This window comes from Arthrobacter gyeryongensis (assembly GCF_039543785.1).
GTDB classification, from domain to species: Bacteria; Actinomycetota; Actinomycetes; order Actinomycetales; family Micrococcaceae; genus Arthrobacter; species Arthrobacter gyeryongensis.
Genome location: NZ_BAABKK010000004.1, coordinates 88700 through 115370, shown reverse-complemented (window position 1 = coordinate 115370; position 26671 = coordinate 88700). Strand labels below are relative to the sequence as shown.

The window sequence follows — 26671 nt, the reverse complement described above, 5'->3', positions numbered from 1 at the left end:
GATATTTCGCTGAGGCAACGGATTTCGTAGAGTTGAGGGACTAATACTGTCAGCGCCTGCTGCTACCCATGTATTTGGTCAGCCGCAGTATTAAGTCATTCGCAGTATTAAGTCATTCGCATTAATTCATTCGCGCACTCTCATTAAGGATCCGTGGGCATGCTTGTCACCCTGATACGGCGCTACTCCAAGCCGTATTTGCCGCAGATACTGGCCGTCATCATCTTCCAGTTGGCGTCTACCATTGCCACCCTTTACCTTCCAAGCCTCAACGCAAAAATCATCGATGAAGGGGTATCCCGGGGGGATACCAACTACATCTGGCAAACCGGAGCCCTGATGCTCGCGGTCGCGCTCGGCCAGGTCATCGCGGCCATCGCCGGGGTCTATTTCGGATCCCGCGTGGCAATGGCCATGGGGCGTGACTTGCGCAGGGACGTCTTCCGCAAGGTCAGCAGCTTCTCGGCCAAGGACGTCAACAGCTTCGGCGCTCCCACGTTGATCACCCGCGGCACCAATGACGTCCAGCAAGTCCAGATGCTCATGCTCATGGGCCTGAACTTCATGGTGTCCACGCCCATCATGTGCGTAGGCGGCATCATCATGGCCTTGCGCGAAGACCTCAGCCTCTCGTGGCTCGTCTGGGTCTCCGTGCCCGTCCTCGTGGCCGTGGTTGGTTACCTCGTGGTCAGGCTCATGCCGCTCTTCCGCTCCATGCAGAAGAAGATCGACGCCATCAACGGCGTCCTGCGCGAACAGATCATCGGCATCCGCGTGGTCCGTGCCTTCGTTCGCGAACCGTACGAGGCCAAGCGCTTCGGCGACGCCAACAAGGACCTCACCCTGGTTTCGGTCAAGATCGGCAACCTGTTTGTGTTGATGTTCCCGGCCATCGGAATGATCCTGCACCTTTCCACGGCGGCGGTGCTGTGGTTCGGCGGCCAAAGGGTGGACGCGGGCAACATGCAGGTGGGTTCCTTGACGGCCTTCCTGCAGTACCTCCTGCAGATCCTCATGGCGGTCATGATGGGTACCTTCATGGCCATGATGATCCCGCGCGCTTCCGTGTGCGCGGACCGCATCGGTGAGGTCCTCGACGTCGAACCCTCCATCCACGATCCGAAGGCGCCCGTGGCGCCCGCGGAAAAGAAGGGGCGCGTCGAATTTCGCGATGTCACCTTCAAATACCCCGGCGCTGAAGCTCCCGTGCTGAGCAACATCTCCTTCACCGCGGAGCCGGGCCAGACCCTCGCCATCATCGGCTCCACCGGCGCAGGCAAGACCACTTTGGTGTCGCTCCTTCCGCGCCTGTACGACGTCGCGTCCGGCGATGTATTGCTCGACGGCGTTCCAGTCACCAGCCTGGACCGCGACGAGATCACCAGCCGCGTGGCCACCGTGCCGCAGAAGCCGTACCTATTCTCCGGAACCATCGAGCACAACCTGCGCTTCGGCAAGACCGACGCCACGGACCAGGAACTCTGGGACGCGCTGGAGACCGCACAGGCCAAGGATTTCGTCATGGAAAAGTCCTCCGGCCTCAACCGTCGGGTGGCCCAGGGCGGCACCAACGTCTCCGGTGGCCAGAGGCAGCGCCTCTGCATCGCCCGGGCACTGGTGACGCAGCCCAAGGTCTACCTCTTTGACGACTCCTTCTCGGCCTTGGACGTGGCCACGGACGCCCGCCTTCGCAGGGCGTTGAAGGAAAAGACGCAGGATGCCACGGTCATCATCGTGGCCCAGCGCGTCTCCACCATTGCGGACGCGGACCAGATCCTGGTCCTGGACAACGGCAGAATCGTTGACCGCGGCACGCATGAAGAACTCCTGGAAACGTCACCCACGTACCAGGAGATCGTCGAATCCCAGCTGAGCGCGGAGGAAGTTGCATGAGCGAACAGAATCAGCAAAAGCGCGGCTGGGCCGCGAAGGCCGAAGCAGCGAAGGCTGCCCGCGAAGCTGCGGAAGCAAAGGATGCAGCCGCAGTGGGTGCCGTAACAGCCGTGGAAGATGACGACATCGAGGAAACCGAATACACCCCGGGCGAAGCCGACGGCGGCATGTTCGGCAACCTGCCGGCCAAGAAAGCCAAGGCTTTCGGACCGTCGGCCAAGCGGCTCCTCGGGCTGCTCAAGCCGGAGGCCGCCGGCGTGGTCTTCGTCATCGGCCTCGTGGTGGTCTCGGTCGTCCTGAACGTCATCGCACCGAAGATCCTCGGCAGTGCCATGGACGTCATCTTCGGCGGCGTCATGGGCAAGCAATTGCCTCCCGGAGTGAGCCAAGCGGCCTTCGCCGAAGGTCTCCGCCAAGCAGGCCAGAACAACTTCGCGGACATGGTTTCCAAGATGGAGCTCACCAACGGGATCAACTTCTCCAAGCTCACGTTCCTGATCTCGATCGTGCTCTTGATGTACTTCGTGGCCAACATCTTCCTGTGGGCCCAGGGCTACATCCTGAACAAGATCGTCATGAAGGTCATCAACCGGCTCCGCAACGATGTCCAGGCCAAGCTCAACCGCTTGCCACTGAACTACTTCGACACCCGCCAGCGCGGCGACATCCTCTCCCGCGTAACCAACGACGTCGACAACGTCCAGCAAGGGCTGCAGCAGGCGTTCGCGCAACTGGTCAGCTCGGTGCTGACGGTCTTCGGCATCACCATCATGATGTTCATCGTGTCCTGGCAGCTCGCCCTGATCGCGCTGGTTGCCTTGCCGCTCTCCGGTGTCCTTGCCGGCGTGATCGGCTCGCGCAGCCAGAAGCTCTTCGCCGCCCAGTGGAAGAACACCGGCACGCTCAACGGCCAGATCGAGGAATCGTTCTCCGGCCACGAGCTCGTCAAGGTCTTCGGGCGTGACGCGGACATGCTGGAGCGTTTCGACGAACGCAACGAAGCCCTGTACAAGGCCTCGTTCGGGGCACAGTTTGTTTCGGGCATCATCTTCCCTGCCATGAACTTCGTCTCCTACCTCAGCTACGTGGGCATCGCCGTCGTCGGTGGTTTGCGGGTAGCTTCCGGTTCCATGAGCCTCGGCGACGCCACGGCGTTCATCCAGTACTCGCGTGAATTCACCCAGCCGCTCGGCCAGATCGCCGGCATGGCCAACATGCTCCAGTCCGGTGTGGCTTCCGCTGAGCGCGTTTTCGAGTTCCTGGATGCCGATGAGGAAATGCCCGAGAACGCGGTCCGTCACCTGCCCCCGCGCACGGACGGCCACGTCGAGTTCGAGAACGTGTCCTTCAGCTACGTTGCCGACAAGCCGCTCATCGAGAACCTTTCCCTGAGCGCAGAGCCTGGACACACCGTGGCAATTGTCGGACCAACCGGTGCGGGCAAGACCACCTTGGTCAACCTCGTCATGCGGTTCTACGAGCTCAATTCAGGGCGAATCACCTTGGACGGGGTGGACATCAAGGAGCTGAGCCGTTCCGAGCTTCGTTCCAAGGTGGGAATGGTGCTCCAGGATGCCTGGCTGTTCGGCGGCACCATTTACGACAACATCAAGTACGGCAAGCTCGACGCCACCGAGGAACAGATCATGGAGGCGGCCAAGGCCACGTACGTTGACCGCTTCGTGCGTGCCCTGCCGGATGGCTACCAGACCATCATCGACGAGGAAGGCAACAACGTCAGCGCGGGCGAGAAGCAGCTCATCACCATCGCGCGGGCCTTCGTTTCCGATCCCTCGCTGTTGATCCTCGACGAGGCCACAAGCTCCGTTGACACCCGTACCGAGCTGCTGTTGCAGAAGGCCATGGCTGCCCTCCGCACGGATCGCACCAGCTTTGTCATTGCCCACCGTTTGTCCACCATCCGCGACGCCGACACCATCCTGGTGATGGAAAACGGCAGCATCGTGGAGCAGGGCAACCACAACCAACTGCTTGCATTGCAGGGCGCTTACTACCGCCTCTACATGTCGCAGTTTGCTGGTGAGGATGCCGGGGAAGCCGTTGTGGATGACTCGACGGCGGTGCACAGCTGAGCCAGCGAATTACGGTCCAAGTGCCGATGCGTTGGGGAGACATGGACGCGTACGGGCACATCAACAACGTCCAGATCGTGCGCATGCTCGAAGAGGCCCGCATCGCGGCTTTCGGTCCGCCCCGCGGTGCAGGACTTCCCGGAGTGGAAGCGCCGGTCTCCGTCTTCGACTCGGTTGAAGACGGGGTCATGACCCTTGTAGTGGAGCACAAGGTCCGGTACGTCCGGACCTTGGAATACCGGAACATTCCGGCTGTTGTCGAGATCTGGGTAGGCGCCGTGAAGGGGGCAAGTTTTGACCTCCATTACGTCATCAAGGATCCCGTGACCGGCCAGGACTGCGTCAACGCGAGTACCCATCTGGCGTTCGTCGATGAGTCCACAGGCCGTGTCCGCAGGCTCACTCCCGAGCAGAAGGAGCAGCTGGAGCCCTATCGGGCCTAAGTGAAGCATTGCAGCAGCGCCCTGTGCATCCGGGTGGCCGTAGAGTTTCCCCATGAAACTCGAGATCGTCGCCGTCGGTGCCCAGGGCGCTGCCGTTGCCGCCGAAGAAGGCGCGGACCGGATTGAACTTTGCAGCGCCTTGGAGCTCGGGGGACTGACCCCGAGCCAAGGGCTGATGGAAGCCGCGCAGGAAGCTGCCAAAGGACGGCTGGAGATCCACCCGCTGATCCGCAGCCGGCCAGGAGACTTCTTGTACTCCGACGCAGATGTGGACACCATGGACCGCGAGATCCGGTTTCTCCTCGCCCAAGGGGCTCACGGCGTGGTGATCGGAGTCCTCACGGCCGCCGGTGACATCGACGTCCAAGCCACGCGAAAGCTCGCCGACACGGCTCTAGAGACGAACCCCAACGCCCAACTGACCTTCCACCGGGCCATCGACCAGACCCCGGACCCGGCGTCCGCCGTCGAGCAGCTCGTGGAACTTGGGTTCACGCGTGTGCTCAGCTCTGGCGGCGCCGCGACGGTGGGGGCGGGGATCGCGACGCTCGAGCGCATGGTCCAGCGGGCAGCGGGGCGGCTTGAGGTCATGGCGGGCGGCGGACTCGCCCTGGACGATATCCCCGCCCTGCACGCCGCAGGACTGAGTGCGGTCCACTTATCAGCCAAGGCCACGGTTTCCACGTTGAAGAACCGGGCCGCTGAGCTCGGTTCGCCGGACGCCTCAGACCCGACGGCGTACATGGTCACCAACCGCGACCTGGTGAGGGCCGCACGCGCCGCCTCCCGGTGACATCCCCAACTAGCTAGCAGTTAATGTCGTTCTGGGCGCTCAAAACGACATTAACTGCGAGTCGGTTGGGTGACTCCCTTTACACAGCGGCGACTTGGGTCAAAGATAGGTGAAGCATTGCGATCGAAAATAGCCTCCAGGAGTCACAAAGATGCAAAACCTGAGCTTCTCCACCATCACCCTGAACATGGCGGAGCTGGGCCCCAATAGCCCGTTGCCCGTGGTCACGGCTGAACTGGACCAGCCCTACAGAATCGGCGACGGGGTTCCGGAAGAGCTGCAGGCCGCGGCCCGCTACGGCCAGGTGCCGAACATGTTCCCGTACCTGATGCAGGACGGCTACTCGCGCGAGCGGACCGCCCACGAAGTGCCCGCCGTCGTGCTTGAGAACAGCAAACTGCGCGCCGTTGTCCTCCCCACCTTGGGCGGCCGGCTGTGGGAGCTCTTCGACAAAGGGTCGGGAAAGCAACTCCTCCACACCCACGGGACCCTGCAATTCGCCAACATCGCCCTGCGCAAGGCCTGGTTCGCCGGCGGGCTCGAATGGAACATCGGCACCCGCGGGCACTCGCCCACCACCTGCGATCCGGTGCACACGGCCATCGTCAAGACTCCCGAAGGCCACGACGTCCTGCGCATGTGGGAGTTCGAACGCCTCCGCGAGGTGGTTTTCCAAGTGGACATGTGGCTTCCGGAGGACTCGGACGTCCTCCTCACGGCGGTCCGGATCCGGAACCCCCATGACCACGAGGTCCCCATGTACTGGTGGAGCAACGCAGCCGTTCCCGAGACGCCGGAAACGCGCGTGATCGCGCCCGCGACGGAGGCTTTCGGCAGCGATTACACCACCGACATCGCCCGCGTCCGGCCCACGGAACACCAAGGCTTGGATGCCACATGGCTGGTCAACAGCCCGCACGCGGCGGATTTCTTCTTCGACATCCAGCCTGGGCACCGGCATTGGATCGCCGCGGTAGACCACGACGGCGACGGCCTGGCCATGCTGTCCACGAGCCTCCTGCGGGGGAAGAAGCTGTTCGTCTGGGGCCAGGGCGACGGCGGGAAGCGCTGGCAGGAATGGCTCAGCCCCGGCGCTGGCCCCTACGCGGAGATCCAGGCTGGGCTCGCGCAGACACAGTTCGAGCATGTGGCCATGCCTGCCGGCGCCGAGTGGAGTTGGGTAGAGGCCTACGGCAACGCGAAGCTGGATCCCGCAACCTCCCACGGCCAGGATTGGGATGCGGCCGTGACCCACGCCAGCGCCCGACTCGAAGACCTCGTCCCGGACGCGGAGCTCGAAGTCGCCCTTGCCGAAGCCGCGCGGAACTATGCCCTGCCTCCGGACGAGATGCTGGTCCGCGGCAGTGCTTGGGGTGCTTTGGAAAGTGCCCGACGGCGGCACTCAGGCCGCGGGTGGCTGGACGAAATCGGTACTCCCTTCGCGGATGACGCAACCCCTGAGGCCATCGAGGAAACGGGTCCGTGGCACAGCCTGCTGGACGGGGCCAGCTTCCTGGGCGCCGGGACCTTCGTGGCGGGAGCCGATTGGGAAGAACTGCTGGCAAAGGATGGCGGAGCGGAGGCACAGTTCCACCTGGCCACCATGAAGCACGCCCGCCAGGATCTTGGCGGTGCGATCGCCGGATACGGCGCCGCGCTGATTGCGGAGGACCTCTCGCCCCGTTCCAAGGTCCTCGCCACAAGAGGCCACGCCCTAGCGCTGCTTGCCAGCAACAAGACTGACGAGGGCCTGGCTGAGCTTGCTGCAGCGAGCCGGTTGGAGCCCTCCAACCTCCCTTTGCTGAGCGAAGCGATGACCCTCAGTATCCGGCACGGAAACGCCGCCCAAGCACTCGCCCTGGCGAGCGAGGCACCTGCCGGAATGTCCGACGTCGGGCGCGTCCGCTTCCTGACGGCGCTCGCCCTCGCGGGCGTCGGCCAAGGCCAGGAGGCCGCACGGATGTTGCGGGACGGCGTCGAAATACCAGACATCCGGGAAGGCGAGGACGGGATCGCCGAGCTGTGGCAGGAAGTGTGCCCGGAGGAGCCGGTGCCAGCCAATTACCGCTTCGGAATGCACTGACCTTCCGGGGTTCACGAGCTCGGGACGCGTGCGGCGGGAGGCAAGTTGTGGGACGCATGTGGCAGAACGCAAGAGGCGGGACGCATGTGGCGGGGGTGCCGACTTTGCTTGGCCAGCACCAAGACAAACCATGTAAGTTGGCATGGTGACTCCCTCCACCAAAACCCCACTGACCCGTGCCCCCGGTATCTCCAAGGAGATCGAAGATGCGGCCTGGTTCGTGCTGGGCCCGGGGCTGCAAGGCAAAGCTTCGGCGCTCGACGCCAGTACCCGCACTTGGACGGTGGACGCCGCCGGCGAGCTCCTGGAGCGCCTCGAACGCGGCGTCGGAGACTCCAAAGCGCCCATGATGACCAACCTGCGCCAAAACCTGGAAGGGGCCTCGCGCGAGGCCAAGTTGCTCGCCGTCGAGCTCCTCTTCCTCCAGTCCCTGCCCCTGGCACACGAGGTCAAATCGCTCAAGGTGAAGCGCGCCCGCGTCGCCGAAGCCGCGTCCTGGCTCGATCCCGAACTCGAGCTCCCCAAGGAGCTCTACCAGGGGATGACCGATCACGGCGTCATCCGTGACAGGACAGCCGAATTCAACTGGACCATCTGGGACCACCTGACCTGGTTGTGCCGGTTCGTGGCGCACGTCGATGGCCAGTCCAACGCGAGCATCAACAAAGCCCTCAAAGACCCACTGAAATTCCACGAACTCGCGGCCGCAACCCCCGAGGACCAGCCGGCCATCCGGCGCAGCATCGAATACTTGGCGTGGCCCAGCTACTTCGAGCCCGTGGTCGCGGACGTTGAGCGGCGCGAAATCCGGGACGCCTTCGCCTCGCTCGTGGGCGGGGCCCATGGCGAAACGGAAACCGACATCACCGCGGACGTCCACCGCATCCGGCTGCACTTGGACGAACAGGCCGGCCAGCGCATCGATTGGTACGACCGCCAGCTCGTCAGCCAGTGGCGCAAAGTGGGAGATCCCGGCCGCCGGGCGTGGCTGCTGCGCACGCACCAGGACTCCGCCGAGCTCCTCGCCGCGTGGCGGGACGAGGAAAAGGCGACGCTCGACGTCGAACACCTCCGCGAACTCGCCCCCGGCGTGACAGCAGGCCTGGTCCAGCATGCCGTGGACGAGGACTACAAGCACCTCGGCTACGTGGAGCGGGAAGACACCAAGACCGCTGTTTTCGCGTTCCTGACCGTGATGAAGCCCGGCGACCTCGCACTGTTCCAGAACTCAGGAGCTATCAGGATCGGCGTGGTCCTGGGCGAACCGGAACACAATGAGGACAACCGCAGGCTTCGCCGCAAGGTGCGTTGGTTCGATGAAACCCACCCGATTGCCGAAGCCCCGCGGCACGTCCAGCGCCAGCTCTCCACTTCGGGGATCGTCGTGGACGTCACCAGGGTCATCCAGTCACTGCAGTCCCTCCTGCCAGCCGAAGCCGAATCCGACGGCGAGGAAACCGCCGCCCCGGACACCGTCGTCGAGCCCGTGATTGAAGGGTTCCGCCCCCTCACTGAAGAGTTCGCAGCTTCCCTCCACATGGAGCTCGAGCCACTCACCGAGATCGCAGAACTCCTTGAGGAGAACCGCCAACTAGTGCTCTACGGCCCTCCGGGAACGGGAAAGACCTACCTCGCCAAACACTTGGCGGCCCAGCTCGCCGGCGACAGTACCGACGAGCGCGTCAAGCTGGTCCAGTTCCACCCGTCCTACGCGTACGAGGACTTCTTCGAGGGGTACCGGCCGGACAAGACCGACGACGGGCAGGTGTCGTTCAAGCTCGTGGCCGGACCGCTGCGTCGCCTCGCCGAAGAAGCTGCGAAGCCCGGGAACTCCAACAAGCCGTACTTCCTCATCATCGACGAGATGAACCGGGCCAACCTGGCGAAGGTATTCGGTGAGCTGTACTTCCTGCTGGAATACCGCGACGACCGCATCTACCTCCAGTACAGCCCCAACGAACCGTTCAGCCTGCCGGACAACCTCTACATCATCGGCACCATGAACACGGCGGACCGCTCTATCGCCATGATGGATGCGGCCATCCGCCGTCGCTTCGCGTTCGTGGAGCTGCATCCGAAGGTGGAACCGATCCGCGGTTCCCTCCGACGGTTCCTCACGGCCCGCGGCCTGGACACCCTCAACGCGGACCTGCTTGACGCCCTGAACGACTCCATCGACGACTGGGACCGGGACCTGATGATCGGCCCCTCCTACTTCATGAAGAACGCGGCCCAGAACCCTGCCGGGCTGCGCAGGATCTGGAAGTACGAACTCATGCCACTCCTGGAGGAGCATTACCATGGTCAATTGAACCGGGCCCAGCTGGAGGAGCGCTTCGGTCTGGACCAGTTGTTGGGTCGACTTGCGGTCCGCTAAGACCGCGCCACCGCGGCCGGCCCGCGCGCCGGGCATCGGAAAGCCAACGGTCCGCGCTTCCACGAAGGCTCCGGCTGTGCGGCACATCGTCATGGACGAGCTCTCCGGTGGCATCGTGGACAAGCTTGATCCAGACGCCGCCGCCCTCCTCAACTCGAGCGGGCTCGCGAAGGCCTCGCCCATGGGAATGGGCCTCTACCGCATCGAGCCTGCGGGCAAGGTCGGGTCTGTGCGGACGCCGACCGTCCAGTTCGAGGTACGGCCCAAGGACCGCTTGGGGTTGAACCGGCTGCTCTTTCTGCTCAGCTACGCCGGGGACCAGGGATTCCGCGAGGATTCCGTGGCCGCCGTCGAGCACAAGGATCTGTGGAGCGCCCTCGCGGAGTCCCTCGCCCAGTTGGCGGAACGGGCCCTCAGCCGCGGTCCGCTGCAGGGGTACCTCACCGTGGACGAGTCCCTCAGGACGGTCAAGGGCCGCATCCGGATCTCGGACCAGATCTCCCGCCGCCCGGGGATGCTGGTTCCGCTGGAAGTCTCTTATGACGAATTCACCGAGGACATTGCCGAGAACCGCATCCTGCGTGCCGCGCTTGAGCGGATGGGCAAGGTTCCCGGAGTGCGGCAGAACGTCCTGAGCCGCTTGCGGCAGCTCAAGGGAAAGCTCGACGCCGTCACGCGGCTCCAGTCCGGAGCGCCCCTCCCGCGGTGGCAGGCCAACCGGATGAACCTCCGCTACCATCCCGTCCTCCGCTTGGCCGAGCTCATCCTGCGGAACGCCTCCGCCGAAGCGGGCGAGGGCAAGCAACAGACGGCCTCGTTTGTAGTGGACATGTCCACTGTGTTTGAGGAATTCGTGGGCGTGGCATTGCGGGCGGCCATGCGGGCACATCCGGGTGAAATGCGGCTCCAATACGGCGCCACCCTCAACGAAGCTGTGCGGGATTCGGACCGGCTCACAGTGCGCCCCGACGCCGTGCATTTCCTGGGAGGCAGGCCCGTAGTTGTCTACGACTCCAAATACGCCTCGGCCACGGATTCCGGGGCCTCGCTCAACGCGGACCACTACCAACTCCTGGCCTACTGCACCGCGCTGCAAGTGCCCACGGCGTGGCTGGTCTATGCAGGCAAGGGAGAGATGAAGCTGCGACGGATCCTCAACACGGATATCGACATTGTGGAGTACCCGCTGGACTTGTCGCGGCCACCGGCGGAGATCCTTGCCGCCGTCACGGACCTGGCCCAGCAGTCCTGGGGAGAAGTGGTGCGCCAGGCCCGACTATGAGGTGCTGGTTCTAGTTCCGTCCGGGCGGCAGGCGGACTAGCCTGAGAGAGCAAGTCACTGCAGATGGAGGCATCATGCACGGCAAGAAAAAGAAGAAGTCCTGGAAGGACATGACCCCTGGGCAACGGGTAGGCGTGCTTGTGGTGGGTGCGGGACAGATGGCGTTGCTCATCGCGGCACAACGCAGCATTTCCAAGACACCTGCGGCCCAAATCAGGGGAAACAAAGCTGTATGGCGGGCCGCGAGCTTCATCAATTTCTTCGGGCCGCTGAGCTACTTCCTGTTCGGCCGCCGTCGAGGAACTGCGTAAGCTGATTCTCCAAAGCCGAACGGTCCCGCAGTTCGCATTCCCACACGGTGAGAACCTCCCATCCTGAGGCTCTCAGCAGTTCGCGCTGTCCGGCGTCGCGCTCCCGGGTCCGGTTGCGCTTGGCTGCCCAGAAATCGGCGTTGCCCGTCGGCGCGTGCTGGCCGGCCTTGCAATCGTGGAAGTGCCAGAAGCATCCGTTCACGAAAATCACCTTGCGACGGCCGGCAAACACGAGATCCGGGCTGCCGGGCAACTTCCCGCCCGAGGCCCGGCCATGGAGCCGGTACCGGTAACCCTTGGCATGCAGGAGCCGACGGACCAAGAGCTCGGGCTTGGTGTTCTTGCCCCGGATCTTGGACATGTTCAGGCTGCGTTGCTCAGGCGTCAGCAGGTCGCGGCTCTCGCCCATATCCTCAGTCTACGCAGCGCACCCTGCAACGCTCGCTCAGGTATGTGGGCACTTCCTTGGACGCTCGCTCACGTATGTGAGCGGGGGTTGGCCGGAAAGGGCCCATAGGTGAGCGGGGGTTGGCCGGGGGTGGCTTGTTTGTGAGCGAGCGTTGGCCGGGGGTGGCTTGTTTGTGAGCGGGCGTTGGCGGGAAAGGGCCCATAGGTGAGCGAGGGTCAAGCCGGAACGCGGAATGTGAAGGTTGTTCCTTCGCCGGGGATACTCTCGAGGCCGATGGTCCCGCCGTGGGCATCGACGATTGCCTTGCAGATGGAAAGCCCCAATCCGACGCCGTTAAGGGCCGAATTGCGCACGCTTCCGGCCCTGAAGTACCGGGTGAAGGCATCGGCTTGGTCCCGCTTGTCCATACCCATTCCGGTGTCTTTGACGTGGCACACCACCGCGTCCTCCTCCTGCAGCAGCGTGACGCGGACGTCGCCGCCGTCGGGGGAGTATTTGATGGCGTTGGAGATGAGGTTGTCCAGCACCTGGGAAATACGGTTGGCATCCACGTGCGCCTCGAGGCGTTCGGGGGCGTCGATGTGAAGCCGCACGCCGCCGTCGTTCGCTTTCGGCTCGGCCGAGGCGACGCTCGACTTGACCAGCTCGGATACGTCCACCGCGTGTGGCTGGACGATCATGCGGCCCAAACGGACTGCCAACAGGTCGGAGACGAGGGAGAGGAGCCGGTCAGCGTTTCGTTGCACAATCTCAAGTTGCTGCACCGCCCACGCCGGGAGGTTTTCAGCCTCCTCCAGCACAAGGTCCACGTACCCTGTGATGGACGTCAGCGGGGTGCGGAACTCATGGGAAACGTTCGAGACGAAGTCGTCACTCGCAGCGAGAGCGTCCACAAGTGCCGTGACCTCGCCGAAAACGACCACTGAACCCAGATAGCTGCCGTCGCAGTCCTTCATGGACCGCGCGCTGGTGGTGAACGCGCGCTGTTCGCAAGCTCGGCGACGACGCGCAGAACCCGCGCTGGCTGCAAACAGTGCGCGGCGTCGGCTATCGGTTGGCTCCGGCAAGAACGTGAATTTCTCGCGTGGCGGGCCTGGGTCACGGTCTCCGGGTCACGCCCCAAAGTACGGACTGAGGTCTGTGGCGGACGTTTGCTCACATGATGTGAGCGAGCGTCCGGGATTTTGGGGTCATATGTGAGCGAGCGTCTGGGGTTTGGGTCAGCGGCCGACCACCACCGTCCGCGGCGCTTGGAAGGACAACAGGCGGAGCCACTCGGGGTTCGGCTCTGCCAAACGGACGCCTTGCAGCGCTGCCGCTGTTTCCTGCACGACGACGGCGGCCTCCAGTTCCGCGAGCTTCGCACCAAGGCAACGGTGAATCCCTGAGCCGAACGCCAGCCCGTAGGCCGTTGCGCCCTGTTCAGATGGCTCGTGGTTCCCCGTGAGCTCCAAGACGATTTCGGCACCGGCCGGGATGTGCTTGCCGTCGAGCACGGTGTCCTCTGCAGCGACCCGACGCCAAGTCGGAACCGAAGATTCCGTGGCCAAAATGTGCCGGATGAGATCCCGGGCCGTGGTGCCGGAAGGTGCGTCTCTCCAGGCAATGCCTGTGGATCCTTCGGCAAGCCGGAATAGTGCCGTGCTGATGAGCTGAGTGGTGGTTTCCTGCCCCGCGATGAGCAGGAAGTAGCCGAGGGAGCAGATCTCTGGAGTGCTGAGACCGTGTTCCGCTAAGGAGTTGAAGAGATTCCGCCCGGGTGAGGCCACCGACTCGAGGACGAGTTCCCGCAGCCAGCCGTAGAACTGTGCTGCGCTGTGTGCCAGCTCCAGTTGCCGTTCGGGATCCGGCCAGCCCCAGAAGAGTTCCAGGGAGTCCAGGCTCCAGGCTTTGAGCTCCGGAAGGTCGCGCACGGGGAGACCCAGAAGTTCCAACATCACGATCGCCGGCGGGTATGCGGCTACGGCCTGCACGAGGTCCACCTGCCCTCCCGCATTCAAAAGTTCGGCCGCCGTCCCTGCAGCATCCCGCGCGATGCCACGAATACGTGGCTCGAAAGCATTCACCGTTGCGGGGGTAAAGTACCCGGCCACCACTTTGCGGATGCTTGCATGGGAATCGCTGTGGTTGCTGGCCAGCACGGGCGGCAGGGCGAAGCGGGCACGCTGCAGGACGCGTAATGACGGTCCGGACAACGGCGTTACAGCGATTAGGGCGTTCGCCGGGCTGAAGTCTTCGGGCCGGTGCAGGACCTCCCGCACCGCAGCAGGCTCCCGCAGCACCATATACGGGCACGTCTGGACGCCGGCAGGAGCGGCGCTCATGACCAGGCCCCGTCCAAGAAGTCCGAACCGTCCAGGAAGTCCAAACCGCTCAACCAGTGCACACTCGCCGCCCGGAACGTCACCGGCGGGAGGTCCGCGGCGCGCTCGGGGAGCACCCCAAGGAGCGGCCGCAATGCACCGAGGGTCGCCCGATTGCCGTGTTCCAGTACGCCCGGGTTGTCCGGCCAGGTTCCCAGGACCACGCCATGGATGGCCAGGTCCCTGCGGTCAAGGGCCTCGAGAGTCAGTGCCGTGTGGTTGAGGGTTCCCAAGGCGGGACGGGCAACCACCACAAAAGTCGCATCGTTCCCAAGGTGACTGCCCAGATCTGCCAGCGTTCCGCCGTCGGGGGCCAACTCCACGAGGAGGCCGCCGGAACCCTCCACGAGGACATGGTCATGCGTGCTGGCCAGTTCGCGGACGCGCGCTGCATGCGCCGACAGCGGCGGCAACGTGACTCCGTCCAGCGCCGCTGCGGGCACAGGGGCGAGGGGTTCTCGGAGCACGACGCCGGCCTCGGACGTGAGCGGTCCGGCCAGGCGGGTGATTTCGGCACAGTCGGAGTCGCCCGCCCCGGCGCCGCTCTGGCACGGTTTGTACACGGCCACCGAGCGGCCGTCCGCTTGCAGTGCGGACGCAAGCGCCGCCGTCGTGACGGTCTTGCCGACGCTGGTGTCCGTTCCGGTGACCAGCACGATGTGTGGCAGTTTCATGGCGTTTCCTCCAGGATGCGTCGCAACGTTGCGCACGCGTAGTCGATGTCGTCGGGCGTGAGGGTGGCGCGGGCCGTCAGCCGGAGGCGCGAGACGCCGTCGGGAACCGATGGCGGCCGGAAGCAGCCGACGCGGACACCCGCCACGTGTGCCGCCTGGCTCGCCGCAAGCGCGGCAGCGGCCGAGGACATGGGGATGGATTGCACGGCACCGGCTGTTTCAAGCGACGCGCCAGCGGGCCCGACGGCGGGGCCCCGCCGCTGTAGTGTTGGCGCGTGTAGCGCGGGTGCCAGTCCCGCTGTGAGGCTGGCCGCGTTCCGATGGACGGCCGCCGCACGCCAAGGTTCAGCGCGGATGATTCCGGCGGCGGCCAGCGCTGCGGCAGCCGAGGCTGGTGCGAGCCCGGTGTCGAAAATAAAACTGCGGGCCCTGTTGAGGAGGTGTTCGCGGAGCAGGAAACTGCCAAGCACGGCACCACCCTGGCTGCCGAGGGACTTGGAAAGGGTCGCGGTCAGCACCACGTTGGGGTGGCCCGAGAGGTCCGTTCCCGCCACCGAGCCGTGGCCCTCGAACGCGGCGTGGCCCGCAACGCCGAGGCTGTGGGCCTCGTCCACGATGAGCGTCGCGTCGTGCTCTTCGGCCAGTGCCAACAGCTGGGGGAGCGGGGCGGCGTCGCCGAAGACGCTGTAGATGGACTCGACCACGACCAGGGCCCGGGGTTCCGCGCGGGTCCGCAGATGGTGCTCGGTTGCGCCGAGATCGTTGTGCGGGACCGTTTCCACCCTCGATCGGCTCAAGCGGAAACCGTCAATCAGCGAAGCGTGGCAATGTTCGTCGGCCACGATGAGGGTCCCGGGGCCGCCGAGCGCGGTGATGACGCCCAGATTGGCCAGGTATCCGGACGAGAAGACCAACGCCGATTCCATGCCGGTGAGGCCCGCAAGCTCGGATTCGAGCTCCAGGTGCAGCGCAGTGGTACCGGCAACCAGTCGCGAGGACGTGGCACCGGTTCCCCAACGGCCGATCGCTTCGCGGGCGGCCTCTGCCAGTCTCGGGTCCGTCGCGAGTCCAAGATAGTCGTTGCTCGCCAGGTCCACCGCGGAGTCCTCGCCGATGCGCGTCACGGGAGTGCGGACGAGGCCCCGGCGCTCGCGGACCGCGGCCTGCTGTTCCAACCACGCAGTCATGGAGCTGCTCATGGGCCGTGTACCTCGGCCACGGCCGCCACCATGCCTTCGGCCATCCGCCGGACCTCCTCGGCGGAGCTGATGTAGGGCGGCATCGCGTAAACAAGGTTCCGGAACGGCCGCACCCAAACGCCGTGCCCGACGGCGGCACTCGTCACTGCGGCGACGTCCACTTCCGTATTCAACTCGATGACGCCCACCGCACCGATCGTGCGGACCTCCTTGACGGCGTCGAACGCGTTGGCGGCTTCGAGACCGGCCGCGAGCCCCGAGCCGATCCGGGCCACATCGCTGCGCCAGGTGCCGTCGTCGAGAATTCCCAGGCTCGCGTTGGCAACTGAGCACGCAAGCGGATTGCCCATGAACGTCGGGCCGTGCAGCAAGGCACCCGCGCCGCCGCTCGAAACGCGGGCCGCCACCTCGCCCGTGCAGAGCGTCGCGGCGAGCGTGAGGTAACCACCGGTGAGGGCTTTGCCGACGCACATGATGTCCGGTACCACGCCGGCATGTTGCGCGGCGAACAGCTCACCCGTGCGGCCGAAGCCGGTGGCAATCTCGTCGAGGATCAGGAGGATCCCGTGTCTGTCGGCGATGTCGCGGAGGATGCGCAGGCATTCGGCGGCATAGATGAACATGCCGCCGGCGCCTTGAAGCACCGGCTCCACGATGATCGCGGCGAGTTCGTTGGCATGTTGCGCCGCGAGGTCCTCGACGTGCGCACACCACTCCGCGATTTCCTCGGGTGGCGCGCCCGCGGCGGGTGGCCTCGCTGCGAACACATTGGCGGCCAGCAGCCCGGGGAACGTCGAATGCATGCCGTCCACGGGGTCGCAGACGCCCATCGCCGCGAAGGTGTCGCCATGGTAGCCGCCGCGGATGCTGAGGAACCGTTGCCTGTTGGGGAACCCCGAAGCGGTCTGGAACTGCACCGCGAGCTTGAGCGCCACCTCGACGGACACCGATCCCGAATCCGCGAGGAAAACCCGCTCCAGCCGTGGCCGGTCCGCCGCGGAAGGGGCCATGGCGACCAGCCGTTCGGCCAGTTCGACGGCGGGCTCATGGGTGAGGCCGCCGAACATCACATGGCTGAATGTAGCTAGTTGGCGCTTCGCCGCGGCATCCAGGGCGGGGTTCCGGTACCCGTGGATGACTGCCCACCAGGAGGACATGGCATCGAGCACCTCATGGCGCTGGCCGGTTTCGTCGCGGAGCCGCAGCGTCACGCCGTCGGCGTCTTCGACTTCCCACAACGGCAGCGTTCCCGACGCCGGAGCGTACGGATGCCAGAGGCTCTCCCGGTCTCGCTGGATGAGGCTCATGTTGTCAGCCTTCCGTGGCGCGAGCATTCGGCGGTCCAGCCGAGTGGCGTGACCTGGACTTTCATGCGGCGGCGGCATTGGGCGCAATAGCGGGGAGGCTCCATCGCGAGGCGCTGCTGGCAGCCCTGGTGAGCGTCCGACGTCGGGCGCTCACCTTGACGGGTTCCGCCTTCTGAGGCGGGCTCACCGCAGTGGCCGCAGAAGCTTGCCGTCTCAATCGTGCTCACAGCGACTTCTGGAGTTCCTTGATGGGCATGTTCAGCTCCACGAGGAGGTTGAGGTCGGCGTCGGCGGGACGGCCCAGGGTGGTGAGGTAGTTGCCGACGATCACGGCGTTGATGCCGCCCATGAGGCCTTCGCGCGTGCCGAGGTCGCCCAGGGTCAGTTCCCGTCCGCCCGCGTAACGCAGCACGGTCCGCGGCATGGCGAGGCGGAACGCCGCGATCGCGCGGAGGGCGTCCTTGCCGTCCATGATTCCTTGGTTTTCGAGGGGAGTCCCGGGGCGCGGATTGAGGAAGTTCAGCGGGACTTCGTGGGGTTCGAGGGCCGCGAGCTGGCTCGCGAGTTCTGCCCGCTGGGCGGTGGTTTCACCCATGCCGATCAGGGCACCGCAGCAAAGTTCCATGCCGGCCGCCTTGACCATGTTGCAGGTTTCGAGGCGTTCCTCGTAGGTATGGGTGGTGACGACTTCGGGGAAGTAGCTGCGCGCGGTTTCGAGGTTGTGGTTGTAGCGGTGCACGCCCCACTCGGCGAGTTGGTCCACTTGGCGCTGGGTGAGCATGCCCAAGGAACAGGCGATGTTGATGTCCACTTCCGCGTTGATGCGGTCGATCGCGAACTTGATCTGGTTCATGAGTTTGATGTCCGGTCCACGGACGGCTGCGACGATGCAGAACTCCGTGGCCCCGGTGGCGGCGGTTTCCTTGGCGGCCTTCACCAGCTCGGGGATGTCGAGCCAGACGCCGCGGACCGGACTGTCGAACAAGCCCGATTGGCTGCAGAAATGGCAGTCCTCGGGGCATCCTCCGGTCTTGATGGAGATGATTCCCTCTACTTCCACGTCCTCCCCGCAATGCTCGAGTCGGACTTCGTGGGCAAGCTGCAGGGCCTCCGGGATTGCTGCGTCCGGAAGCTCCAGGATCTCGAGCAGTTGGGATTCGCTGAGGCCTTCGCCTTTCGCGAGGACCTGCTCGCGCGCTGTTTCCAGGATCGGATATGTGGACGTACGCCTTGGGTTTGGCTGGGTGGTCATGATGCTCCTCGGCCGTTACTTGCGGGGGATGGTGCGTTCCTTCATGACGGTAGTGGGCTTGTGTGGACGTGATTTTGTTGGACGTCCACAAACCCGACGCTGCAATCTTGGCGGCCAGCTCGCTGGATAAGTTACAGCCCGGAAACATCGTGGAGACTCCGTGGTTTCATCCCGCCGATAGCGTCAAGGCCATGTTCAGAGGGGAAACATGTCCAGACAAAGGAAGTTGCGGGGATGACTGACGATTCGAAGACAACTCAAGTGCTTGAACCCCCGACGGCGGGTGGCTCCCCGGTGGGGGTCGCCGTCGTCGAACCTTCCGAGGCGCTAGGCGCAGGGGGCCGCGCGACGGGTAATGCCGATGCGATGAGCGCAGCGAAGGAGAGCCTCGAGGACTACACCCTCAGGTTCGCGCCACGGTCTTACCGCAAGTGGGGTGCGGGCGTGGTGGCGACGAGTGCGCTCGGTGGAATCGCCTATTTGGCTGATTTCTCGATCGGCGCGAACATCGGTATTTCGTACGGCACCGTGAACGCTATTTTCGGAATTGTGGTGGCGGCTGTGGTCATTTTCGCCACCGGATTTCCCTTGGCCTATTACGCGGCGCGCTACAACATCGACCTTGACCTCATCACCAGGGGCTCCGGATTCGGTTATTACGGCTCGGTGGTCACGAACGTTATTTTCGCGACCTTCACGTTCATCTTCTTCGCGCTCGAGGGTTCCATCATGGCGCAAGGGCTGGAACTTGGGCTGGGGATTCCGCAGTGGCTCGGTTATGCGGCGTCTACGCTTATTGTCATTCCCCTGGTGATTTACGGGATGAAGGCCCTGTCCAAGCTGCAGGTGTGGACCACCCCGTTGTGGCTCCTGCTCATGGTGGTTCCCGTGGGGTATTTGGTGATTTCGCACCCGGACAGCATCGGGGACTTCTTCGCTTTCACGGGCAAGTCCGGCGCTGAAGGCACCAATCTGGCCTCCGTGATGCTGGCCGCCGGTGTTTGTTTGTCACTCATGGCGCAGATCGCCGAACAGATCGATTACTTGCGCTTCATGCCGCCCAAGACAGCCGAGAACCGCGGTGCCTGGTGGCGGGCCGTGATCCTGGCCGGTCCGGGCTGGGTGATCTTCGGCGCGATCAAGCAGATCGTGGGCATGTTCATTGCCATCTATCTCATTGCGACGCTGGATCCGGCGGCGTCCGTCCACGCAAATGAGCCCGTGCATCAATTCCTTGGCGTGTACCAGGAAATGATGCCGGCCTGGTTGGCGATGGCTTTGGCCGTGGTGCTCGTGGTCATTTCGCAAATCAAGATCAACGTGACCAACGCCTACTCCGGCTCGCTCGCGTGGACCAACAGCTTCACGCGCATCACCAAGAGCTACCCGGGCCGGATGGTGTTTGTGGTGGTCAACCTGGTGATTGCGCTGGTGCTGATGGAAGCAAACATGTTCGAATTCCTCAATACGATCCTTGGCTTCTACGCGAATTGCGCCATGGCCTGGGTGGTTACCGTTGCGTCCGATATTGCAATCAATAAGTACTTGCTCAAAATTTCGCCCAAGGTTCCCGAATTCCGCCGCGGCATGCTTTACGCCGTCAACCCGGTCGGCTTCATCTCGATGCTGGTTTCGGCCGTTGTCTCGATTGCGGTGTTCTTCGGCGCTTTCGGCTTCGCTGTGCAGCCATATTCGCCGATCTTCGCTGTCGGGCTGGCGCTTGTGCTGCCGCCCGCGCTGGCCTTGTTGACTCGCGGGAAGTACTACCTGCGCCGCTCCGACGACGGAATCGATCTGCCCATGTTCGACGCCGACGGCAACCCGAGCGACGCCAAGCTCTTGTGTCACGTCACGGGACTGGAGTTCGAGCGTCCGGACATGATCCGCTCGGCTCAAGACGGGCCCGACGGCGAACCGCAGTTCATCTCTTCGCTCGCTTTGTCGACGGATAAGACGGGGGAGTTGGTCCTGCCGGCTAATAAGTAGGCGGGAGTTCGACAGGTTCCATAGGCCTCGACGACGGATGGGCGGCCTGGCCGCGGTCCCGTCGTCGGGGCCTTTGGCTTGTGTTTGTTGTGTTGGGCCGCGCTGGTTGTGCTGAGCCGCGCTGGTTATGCGATGCGGGGTAGTCAATGGGAACCTGTGGATAACTTTCCCGCCAAGATGGGCGATTAAGCTACCATTTTTGGAAACGTTTAGTCTTGAAGCCTATTTGGGGATAGCAAACCATGACTCCACGCACCTCGGTTTCTGCTCGCTTTTTCATGATTGTCAGCCTTGCGATGGCGTTGACGCTGACCGCCTGCGTGAACACTACCCAGCCGCAGTCTGCGTCACCTACTGTCTCGGTTTCAGCCAGCGTCACTGCTACTCCCTCTCCGCCCCCGACGGCTGTTTATAAACCCGCGGACGCCAAGGGCAAAGCGGAGAACGTGCCGGTTCCCGTGTTGCCGGAGGCGGCAAAAGCGAACAGCAAGGAAGGCGTGGAGGCGTTTGCGAGGTACTGGTTCCAGGCGCTTTCATACGCTTATGAGACTGGGGACCTGTCCGCTTGGTCAGCCATGACATCCGCGGAGTGCGTCTTCTGTAATCGAATCAAACAGGGTCTCGAATCCGCATATGTAAAAGGACGATGGGTTGTCGGTGGCAATATGACAACTCCGTCAGTTGAAGCAAACTTCAAATCCGAGGCGCTTTCTCAGCAAGTGACGATTCAGACGATCCAAAGCCAGATTGACTACTACGATGCGGATGGAAGCGTGGGGCAGACTCCAACGCCGCCATCGAACAGCGCATCAGGCATGATTGCCGCTTTCGAGTCAGGTTCTTGGAAGGTCAAAGACCTCGGACTGATTCGGTAGAGCGGAATGAATCCGCGGAAGTTGATAATTTTGGCAATCGCGCTGTCTGGCATACTGGTCAGTCCTGCCGAGCCCGCAACAGCGAATGGCGACGACCGCATATCTTCGGGCTACCAACAAGGTGGAATCGAAGTCACGGCAAACTGGATCCGTGACCCCCAAACCGGCGAATTTATCCCGTCCCCTCCAAACTTCGTCAGCGACGACCCGAACCAATACAAGGCAGAGCTCCAATGCCAGGTTGACGAGGATGCCTTAGATAAGAAGTGCCTTCCCGGACAGGTGCAATGCCCGCCCCGCGAGCCCGATGGGAAGTCTGGAACCCCGGTTATCTGGAAGGTAGCACCTAAGGCGATTTCAAATCCCACGTGGATTGATTGGAAATCGGGCAACAGCGGTCCGTCTTGCCTGTACGACGAAAAGCCCGAAGATGTCTTGAAGCGGATTTCGGCGAGAATTGAGAGCGACTTCCGCAACCTTCCCATCAAGCCGGCGGAGCTAACGGCCCAGCCAAGCCCTCACACACTCAAGGGCGCTGAAACCAACATCTTCGCGGACGCCGTTGAGCAGCAATTCGATGTGACACTCCTCGGCCAGCGAGTCCACATAGTCGCAACCCCCGTGGAGTACATCTACGCCTACGGGGACGGCAACAGTCTCGGGCCAACACCGTTTGCTGGCGGCCCGCTTCCGGAGGCGGAATGGGGCCAAAAGACGAGAACAAGCCACGTGTATCAACAGACCGGTGACTTTCAGATCTCCGTGACCACAACCTTCCGCGGCACCTATTCCGTGAACGGTGGCCCGAACATGCCGATTCCTGGCACAGGACAGTTTGCGTCGCCGTCCCAGAAGGTGAGCGTCTGGCGGTCGATCACGCGCAACTACGCCGACAATTGCATCGTGAATCCACGCGGCGAGGGCTGCCCGGGCGGTCCCTAAAGCGAAGTGCCTACGTCCGAAGTTCCCTGTCGATCCTGTCCATTCGTGCCCGCACCAGCTGGAACCGTGAATCGTCCGTAGTCATGAGCCTCGCCAACGCCATCGCGGCTTCGGAATCGTCCGAGCCCATGTCTGTGGAACACCAACGGCTGATCAGCTCCGCGTCGCCGCTTGCCCGAACCGACGCGGCGACGGCCTGGTCCAACTCGTCGCGCATCAGCTCTATGGCCATGGTCGCTGAACGGTTCAGGATGCGCCCGGAGTAGGCGGCCACTGCATCGTGCACGCGCCCGGCCCGCAAATGCTGGGCGACCAGCATGGCGTCGGTCAGCACTGTCACGCCAGGGGCAAAACGGTACGGATTCGCCTCCACCACGTTGCCGAGCAACGCACGGATCCGGTGCATCTCCGTCCGGATGGCCGTGGCGGCACCATCTTCGCCATGCAGCTGATAGGCGAGCTCGTCGGCGCTCCACCCCTGCGTCCTGGAAGCGAGCAACGCCAAGATCTCTGCACGGCGCAGGGTCACCGGGAGCGCACCGCAGCCGTCGAGCTCTGCTGTCGGCTTGTCGCCGAGCAGCCGCAAGAACAGCGTTGAAGTTGAGCCGGGACAGGGGTGCCCGACGGCGGCGCGCCGACTCGGGTCCGCCGTCGCGCCTTCCGAACGCAAAAGTTCCTCCGCGAGGCGGACGCCGCAACGCACCATCCGCAGGCTGTCCGGCGTCACCGAATCGATCGGCCCCGAAACATCAAGGATCCCGACAATGTCCCCGGTGAAGGGGTCGCGGATGGGTGCTGCGGTGCATGCCCAATCGTGGTGGCTCCGGACGAGGTGCTCGGCGGAGAAGAGTTGGGCGGCGTTCCCCGAGATGAGGGCCTCGCTGATGGCGTTGGTGCCGACGCCCGCCTCGGACCAATCGGCACCCTCCACGAATTCGAGTGAATCGGCCTGCCGCAGCGCCGAACCGCTGCCGATTCTCCAGAGCACCTCGCCGTAGTGGTCGGTGACGATCAGCAGGTGCCGGCCCGCGGCGGACTCATCGGCTAGTAGCTGCGAGAGCGCCGGAACCACGCTGGCCAAGCGGTGCCCTGCCCCGAGCGAGCGGGCTTCGGCAACTTCGTGGCGGTGGGCCGGGCTGTGCCGATCGGGGTTGATGCCCAGTGCGATGGACCGCTGCCAAGACTCCACGAGTGAGGCAGGCAGGAGGGGGTGCGGGGCGCCGGACAACGTAGCTTCGTGGGCTGTGCGTAGCGTCTTGGCGTACTCCAGCGGAGAGGAGAAGCGCAGTCCCGGATCCGGGATCAGCGCGCTCGGGCCATGACGCATGCGCAAACTCCCAACTCACCATTGAATTGCTGGATCGAACGGCCCTCACCCGCGTGGGAACAAGGAGAGGAGCCCGTGTCACCCGATTGTAACCCCCTGAGACATCTACTTGTGATGCGAGTCACTCACCGGACAGCTGCCATGGAACCGGGAATTGGCTCATCGTCAGCGATGGAAAGAGGAGAAATGCCTGAGACCGCAAACGGCATAGCCGAGGCTTGGCTGGCGCAGTTCGATGAAGCGCTGCGCAGCAACAACCCCGAGGCTGCGCTGGAACTGTTCGAGGACGAATCGTATTGGCGCGACTTCGTTTCCTTCACGTGGAACTTGAAGACCCTAGAGGGCAAGCCCGAGATCAAGCGCATGCTGGACGCCACGCTCCCGGACGTGCGGCCAAGCAACTGGAAGCTCGCCGAAGATGCCACTGGCGATGCCGCCAACACGGAAGCCTGGGTCGACTTTGAAACCGCCCAGGCCCGTGGCCACGCGCACCTCCGGCTGCGCAACGGCAAGTGCTGGACCCTTCTCACCACCATGCAGGAACTCAAGGGTTTCGAGGAAAAGAAGGGCCCCAACCGGGACCAAGGAGTGGCCCACCACATCAGCAAGGGCCGCAAGTCCTGGCTCGAACTCAAGGAAGAGCGGGAAGCCAAGCTTGGCTACGAGGAGCAGCCGAACACTGTCATCATCGGCGGTGGCCAAGGGGGGATCGGCCTCGGAGCGCGGCTGCGCAGGCTCGGAGTGTCCACCATCATCGTCGAGAAGAACGAGCGGCCGGGCGACTCTTGGCGAAATCGCTACAAGTCGCTGCACCTGCACGACCCCGTCTGGTACGACCACCTGCCCTACATGAAGTTCCCGGACGACTGGCCCGTCTTCGCGGCTAAGGACAAGATCGGCGATTGGTTGGAGCACTACACCCGGATCATGGAACTGAACTACTGGTCCAAGACCGAGTGCACCAACGCCCGCTGGGACGAGGATCGCGGCCAGTGGGAAGTCAGCGTCGTGCGCGACGGCGAACCGGTCACCTTGCGTCCTAAGCAACTGGTGTTCGCCTTGGGCGTCTCGGGCTACCCGAACGTCCCCGTGTTCGACGGCGCCGAGAGCTTCCTGGGGCAGCAGTACCATTCCTCCAAGCATCCGGGCGGGGGAGACTGGACAGGTAAAAAGGCCGTGGTTGTCGGCTCGAACAACTCGGCCCACGATATCTGCGCGGACCTCTGGGAACACGGTGCCGATGTCACGATGGTCCAGCGCTCGTCCACGCACATCGCCCGCAGTGAGTCCCTGATGGACCTGGCACTCGGCGATCTCTACTCGGAAAAGGCACTCGCCAACGGAGTCACCACCGAGAAAGCCGACCTTCTCTTCGCTTCCTTGCCGTACCGGATCCTGCCAGAGGCCCAGATCCCGGTCTACCAGCAGATGGCGGAGCGCGACGCCGAGTTCTACTCCCAGCTTGAGGCGGCCGGTTTCGATCTCGATTTTGGAGTGGACGGCTCGGGCCTGTTCCTCAAGTACTTGCGACGCGGCTCCGGCTACTACATCGACGTCGGCGCGTCCCAGCTGATCATCGACGGACGCGTGAAACTCGCGAACGGCCAGGTCAGCAAGATCACGGGCAACGCCGTCGTCATGGACAACGGTACGGAACTGGAAGCCGACGTCATCATTTACGCCACCGGCTACGGTTCCATGAACGGCTGGCTCGCCGACCTCGTCTCGCCCGAGGTGGCGGACGCCGTCGGGAAATGCTGGGGATTCGGTTCCGACACACCCAAGGACCCGGGCCCCTGGGAAGGGGAACTGCGCAACATGTGGAAGCCCACCAACGTGCAGAACCTCTGGATCCACGGCGGAAACCTGCACCAAAGCCGGCACTACTCCACATACCTGGCCCTGCAGCTGAAGGCCAGGGCGGAGGGCCTGCCGACCCCCGTGTACGAACTCCAGCCATCGCACCACACTCGCTGAAAGGCCATATCCCATGAAAGCTGCACGATTCCATGGTCAAAAGGACATACGGGTTGAAGACATTCCCGAACCCACCCTCAGGCCCGGCGCGGTAAAGGTCGGCATTGCCTGGTGCGGTATCTGCGGAACAGACCTGCACGAATTCCTGGAGGGTCCCATCTTCATTCCGCACGCGGGCCACCCGCACCCGCTGGCAGGCGAGGACTTGCCCGTGACCATGGGGCACGAGTTCTCCGGCACGGTCGAGGAGTTGGGCGATGGTGTTGTAGGCCTAACGGTCGGGGACGGTGTGGTCGTGGAGCCCTATTTCGTGTGCGATGAGTGTGGACCGTGCAAAGCCGGGAACTACAACCTGTGCACCCGGATGGGATTCATCGGCCTCGCTGGAGGAGGGGGTGGTCTTAGCGAGAAGATCGTCGTGGACGCACGCTGGGTCCACCGAGTGGGAGACATCCCGCTGGACGAAGCCGCACTCATTGAACCCTTGTCGGTGGCCTATCACGCCGTCTCGCGAGCGGAGCTGACGGCGGGTACGGTCGCCGTCGTCGGGGGTGCCGGACCTATCGGGCTGCTGACCGCGGCGGTGCTGAAAGGACTCGGCGTCACCACGATCGTCACGGAACTCTCCGCCGCCCGGAAGGACAAAGCGCTGTCCTCGGGCGTTGCAGACTACCTTGTTGACCCCAGCGAAGAGGACGTCAAAGCGCGCGTACTGGAATTGACTGAGGGGGCCGGTGCGGACGCCGCCTTCGAATGTGCGGGCGTGAACGCCGTCCTGGACACGATGCTGGATGTCGTGAGGCCTGCGGGGGTGGTGGTCAACGTGTCCATCTGGGGCAGGCCGGCCACGGTGGATATGCAGAAGATCGTGCTCAAGGAGATCGACCTTCGGGGAACCATCGCCTATCGCGGAGATCATGCCGCTGCGATCCACCTGGTCCAGGAGGGCAAAGTGGACCTCAAGCCGTTCATCACGGGACGCATTGCGCTTGAAGACCTGGTGGACAAGGGCTTCGACACCCTGATCAATCACAACGACACCGCTGTAAAGATCATCGTGCACCCCTAGGAAAAACGCAGCGTTC

Annotated in this window: 22 protein-coding genes and 1 pseudogene; 14 read left to right on the top strand and 9 right to left on the bottom strand. The window is 63.8% G+C overall.

Going from position 1 to position 26671, the window contains the following annotated elements; all coding sequences use genetic code 11:
• Nucleotides 1–159: 159 nt before the first annotated feature.
• The 8 genes from ABEA18_RS03010 (at nucleotide 160) to ABEA18_RS02975 (ending at nucleotide 11275) form a co-directional block, all read left to right on the top strand.
• Nucleotides 160–1893 (top strand): ABC transporter ATP-binding protein, encoded by a 1734-nt coding sequence (locus ABEA18_RS03010; RefSeq protein WP_236815879.1) that lies wholly within the window; start codon nucleotides 160–162, stop codon nucleotides 1891–1893.
• On the top strand, nucleotides 1890–3986 hold the full coding sequence (locus ABEA18_RS03005; RefSeq protein ID WP_345447851.1) for an ABC transporter ATP-binding protein: 2097 nt from the start codon (nucleotides 1890–1892) through the stop codon (nucleotides 3984–3986). The genes ABEA18_RS03010 and ABEA18_RS03005 overlap by 4 nt, the downstream gene beginning before the upstream one ends.
• Before the next feature lie 26 nt (nucleotides 3987–4012).
• Complete coding sequence (locus ABEA18_RS03000) at nucleotides 4013–4429, top strand: acyl-CoA thioesterase (protein WP_236815881.1); 417 nt, start codon at nucleotides 4013–4015, stop codon at nucleotides 4427–4429.
• A 52-nt stretch (nucleotides 4430–4481) separates the two neighbouring features.
• A complete protein-coding gene (locus ABEA18_RS02995) occupies nucleotides 4482–5222 on the top strand; it encodes a copper homeostasis protein CutC (protein ID WP_345447850.1) in 741 nt (246 codons plus the stop codon).
• A 151-nt stretch (nucleotides 5223–5373) separates the two neighbouring features.
• Nucleotides 5374–7305 (top strand): DUF5107 domain-containing protein, encoded by a 1932-nt coding sequence (locus ABEA18_RS02990; protein ID WP_345447849.1) that lies wholly within the window; start codon nucleotides 5374–5376, stop codon nucleotides 7303–7305.
• A gap of 142 nt (nucleotides 7306–7447) precedes the next feature.
• A complete protein-coding gene (locus tag ABEA18_RS02985; protein ID WP_345447848.1) occupies nucleotides 7448–9682 on the top strand; it encodes an McrB family protein in 2235 nt (744 codons plus the stop codon).
• Nucleotides 9683–9773: 91 nt separating this feature from the next.
• Nucleotides 9774–10964 carry a 5-methylcytosine restriction system specificity protein McrC gene (locus ABEA18_RS02980; RefSeq protein WP_345447905.1) on the top strand — a complete coding sequence of 397 codons (1191 nt, stop codon included), beginning with the start codon at nucleotides 9774–9776 and terminating at the stop codon, nucleotides 10962–10964.
• Between the two features lie 74 nt (nucleotides 10965–11038).
• Nucleotides 11039–11275, top strand: a complete 237-nt coding sequence (locus ABEA18_RS02975) for a PLDc N-terminal domain-containing protein (protein ID WP_284751463.1) — start codon at nucleotides 11039–11041, stop codon at nucleotides 11273–11275.
• Here the strand turns inward: ABEA18_RS02975 and ABEA18_RS02970 are convergent.
• Nucleotides 11217–11684, bottom strand: coding sequence for a very short patch repair endonuclease (locus ABEA18_RS02970; RefSeq protein ID WP_284751464.1), 468 nt, complete (start codon nucleotides 11682–11684; stop codon nucleotides 11217–11219). The two genes, ABEA18_RS02975 and ABEA18_RS02970, sit on opposite strands and share 59 nt — an antisense overlap.
• Before the next feature lie 215 nt (nucleotides 11685–11899).
• A complete protein-coding gene (locus ABEA18_RS02965) occupies nucleotides 11900–12640 on the bottom strand; it encodes a sensor histidine kinase (protein ID WP_345447904.1) in 741 nt (246 codons plus the stop codon).
• Nucleotides 12641–12672: 32 nt separating this feature from the next.
• On the opposite strand from ABEA18_RS02965, the pseudogene ABEA18_RS02960 reads away from it, so the two are divergent.
• Nucleotides 12673–12759: pseudogene (locus tag ABEA18_RS02960) on the top strand (DNA-binding response regulator); the annotation flags it as partial.
• A 145-nt stretch (nucleotides 12760–12904) separates the two neighbouring features.
• On the opposite strand, the gene ABEA18_RS02955 reads toward ABEA18_RS02960, so the two are convergent.
• The 6 genes from ABEA18_RS02955 to bioB all read right to left on the bottom strand — a co-directional run bounded on the left by ABEA18_RS02955 (nucleotide 12905) and on the right by bioB (nucleotide 18479).
• The gene (locus ABEA18_RS02955) at nucleotides 12905–14008 is read right to left on the bottom strand and encodes a cytochrome P450 (RefSeq protein ID WP_345447847.1); all 1104 of its coding nucleotides are present in this window, start codon (nucleotides 14006–14008) and stop codon (nucleotides 12905–12907) included.
• On the bottom strand, nucleotides 14005–14721 hold the full coding sequence (gene bioD, locus ABEA18_RS02950; RefSeq protein ID WP_345447846.1) for a dethiobiotin synthase: 717 nt from the start codon (nucleotides 14719–14721) through the stop codon (nucleotides 14005–14007). Before bioD ends, ABEA18_RS02955 begins: the two co-directional genes overlap by 4 nt.
• Entirely contained in the window at nucleotides 14718–15908 is a 1191-nt protein-coding gene (locus tag ABEA18_RS02945; RefSeq protein ID WP_425550467.1) for an 8-amino-7-oxononanoate synthase, read from the bottom strand. The genes bioD and ABEA18_RS02945 overlap by 4 nt, the downstream gene beginning before the upstream one ends.
• A gap of 8 nt (nucleotides 15909–15916) precedes the next feature.
• A complete protein-coding gene (locus tag ABEA18_RS02940) occupies nucleotides 15917–17227 on the bottom strand; it encodes an adenosylmethionine--8-amino-7-oxononanoate transaminase (protein ID WP_345447844.1) in 1311 nt (436 codons plus the stop codon).
• A complete protein-coding gene (gene bsaP / locus ABEA18_RS24775) occupies nucleotides 17224–17331 on the bottom strand; it encodes a biotin synthase auxiliary protein BsaP (RefSeq protein WP_486303807.1) in 108 nt (35 codons plus the stop codon). Before bsaP ends, ABEA18_RS02940 begins: the two co-directional genes overlap by 4 nt.
• Before the next feature lie 119 nt (nucleotides 17332–17450).
• On the bottom strand, nucleotides 17451–18479 hold the full coding sequence (bioB, locus tag ABEA18_RS02935) for a biotin synthase BioB (RefSeq protein WP_345447843.1): 1029 nt from the start codon (nucleotides 18477–18479) through the stop codon (nucleotides 17451–17453).
• A 234-nt stretch (nucleotides 18480–18713) separates the two neighbouring features.
• Here bioB and ABEA18_RS02930 point away from each other — a divergent pair, with 234 nt between their 5' ends.
• From ABEA18_RS02930 to ABEA18_RS02920, 3 genes are all read left to right on the top strand, one after another.
• Nucleotides 18714–20465, top strand: a complete 1752-nt coding sequence (locus ABEA18_RS02930) for a purine-cytosine permease family protein (protein WP_345447842.1) — start codon at nucleotides 18714–18716, stop codon at nucleotides 20463–20465.
• A 242-nt stretch (nucleotides 20466–20707) separates the two neighbouring features.
• A complete protein-coding gene (locus tag ABEA18_RS02925) occupies nucleotides 20708–21340 on the top strand; it encodes a DUF6318 family protein (protein ID WP_345447841.1) in 633 nt (210 codons plus the stop codon).
• 21 nt (nucleotides 21341–21361) lie between these two features.
• Nucleotides 21362–22282 carry a hypothetical protein gene (locus tag ABEA18_RS02920; RefSeq protein ID WP_345447840.1) on the top strand — a complete coding sequence of 307 codons (921 nt, stop codon included), beginning with the start codon at nucleotides 21362–21364 and terminating at the stop codon, nucleotides 22280–22282.
• 10 nt (nucleotides 22283–22292) lie between these two features.
• Here the strand turns inward: ABEA18_RS02920 and ABEA18_RS02915 are convergent, their stop codons facing one another.
• The gene (locus ABEA18_RS02915) at nucleotides 22293–23609 is read right to left on the bottom strand and encodes a GAF domain-containing protein (RefSeq protein WP_345447839.1); all 1317 of its coding nucleotides are present in this window, start codon (nucleotides 23607–23609) and stop codon (nucleotides 22293–22295) included.
• A 186-nt stretch (nucleotides 23610–23795) separates the two neighbouring features.
• Here ABEA18_RS02915 and ABEA18_RS02910 point away from each other — a divergent pair, with 186 nt between their 5' ends.
• Together ABEA18_RS02910 and ABEA18_RS02905 are read left to right on the top strand one after the other, a co-directional pair.
• On the top strand, nucleotides 23796–25586 hold the full coding sequence (locus ABEA18_RS02910; RefSeq protein ID WP_345447838.1) for an NAD(P)-binding domain-containing protein: 1791 nt from the start codon (nucleotides 23796–23798) through the stop codon (nucleotides 25584–25586).
• 13 nt (nucleotides 25587–25599) lie between these two features.
• A complete protein-coding gene (locus ABEA18_RS02905) occupies nucleotides 25600–26655 on the top strand; it encodes a 2,3-butanediol dehydrogenase (protein ID WP_345447837.1) in 1056 nt (351 codons plus the stop codon).
• Nucleotides 26656–26671: the final 16 nt, after the last annotated feature.

Coding starts and splice junctions, on each gene's coding strand:
- ABEA18_RS03010 (WP_236815879.1), top strand. CDS start 160: ATGCTTGTCACCCTGATACGGCGCTACTCCAAGCCGTATTTGCCGCAG.
- ABEA18_RS03005 (WP_345447851.1), top strand. CDS start 1,890: ATGAGCGAACAGAATCAGCAAAAGCGCGGCTGGGCCGCGAAGGCCGAA.
- ABEA18_RS03000 (WP_236815881.1), top strand. CDS start 4,013: ATGCGTTGGGGAGACATGGACGCGTACGGGCACATCAACAACGTCCAG.
- ABEA18_RS02995 (WP_345447850.1), top strand. CDS start 4,482: ATGAAACTCGAGATCGTCGCCGTCGGTGCCCAGGGCGCTGCCGTTGCC.
- ABEA18_RS02990 (WP_345447849.1), top strand. CDS start 5,374: ATGCAAAACCTGAGCTTCTCCACCATCACCCTGAACATGGCGGAGCTG.
- ABEA18_RS02985 (WP_345447848.1), top strand. CDS start 7,448: ATGGTGACTCCCTCCACCAAAACCCCACTGACCCGTGCCCCCGGTATC.
- ABEA18_RS02980 (WP_345447905.1), top strand. CDS start 9,774: ATGGACGAGCTCTCCGGTGGCATCGTGGACAAGCTTGATCCAGACGCC.
- ABEA18_RS02975 (WP_284751463.1), top strand. CDS start 11,039: ATGCACGGCAAGAAAAAGAAGAAGTCCTGGAAGGACATGACCCCTGGG.
- ABEA18_RS02970 (WP_284751464.1), bottom strand. CDS start 11,684: ATGGGCGAGAGCCGCGACCTGCTGACGCCTGAGCAACGCAGCCTGAAC.
- ABEA18_RS02965 (WP_345447904.1), bottom strand. CDS start 12,640: ATGAAGGACTGCGACGGCAGCTATCTGGGTTCAGTGGTCGTTTTCGGC.
- ABEA18_RS02955 (WP_345447847.1), bottom strand. CDS start 14,008: ATGAGCGCCGCTCCTGCCGGCGTCCAGACGTGCCCGTATATGGTGCTG.
- bioD (WP_345447846.1), bottom strand. CDS start 14,721: ATGAAACTGCCACACATCGTGCTGGTCACCGGAACGGACACCAGCGTC.
- ABEA18_RS02945 (WP_425550467.1), bottom strand. CDS start 15,908: ATGACTGCGTGGTTGGAACAGCAGGCCGCGGTCCGCGAGCGCCGGGGC.
- ABEA18_RS02940 (WP_345447844.1), bottom strand. CDS start 17,227: ATGAGCCTCATCCAGCGAGACCGGGAGAGCCTCTGGCATCCGTACGCT.
- bsaP (WP_486303807.1), bottom strand. CDS start 17,331: ATGGAGCCTCCCCGCTATTGCGCCCAATGCCGCCGCCGCATGAAAGTC.
- bioB (WP_345447843.1), bottom strand. CDS start 18,479: ATGACCACCCAGCCAAACCCAAGGCGTACGTCCACATATCCGATCCTG.
- ABEA18_RS02930 (WP_345447842.1), top strand. CDS start 18,714: ATGACTGACGATTCGAAGACAACTCAAGTGCTTGAACCCCCGACGGCG.
- ABEA18_RS02925 (WP_345447841.1), top strand. CDS start 20,708: ATGACTCCACGCACCTCGGTTTCTGCTCGCTTTTTCATGATTGTCAGC.
- ABEA18_RS02915 (WP_345447839.1), bottom strand. CDS start 23,609: ATGCGTCATGGCCCGAGCGCGCTGATCCCGGATCCGGGACTGCGCTTC.
- ABEA18_RS02910 (WP_345447838.1), top strand. CDS start 23,796: ATGCCTGAGACCGCAAACGGCATAGCCGAGGCTTGGCTGGCGCAGTTC.
- ABEA18_RS02905 (WP_345447837.1), top strand. CDS start 25,600: ATGAAAGCTGCACGATTCCATGGTCAAAAGGACATACGGGTTGAAGAC.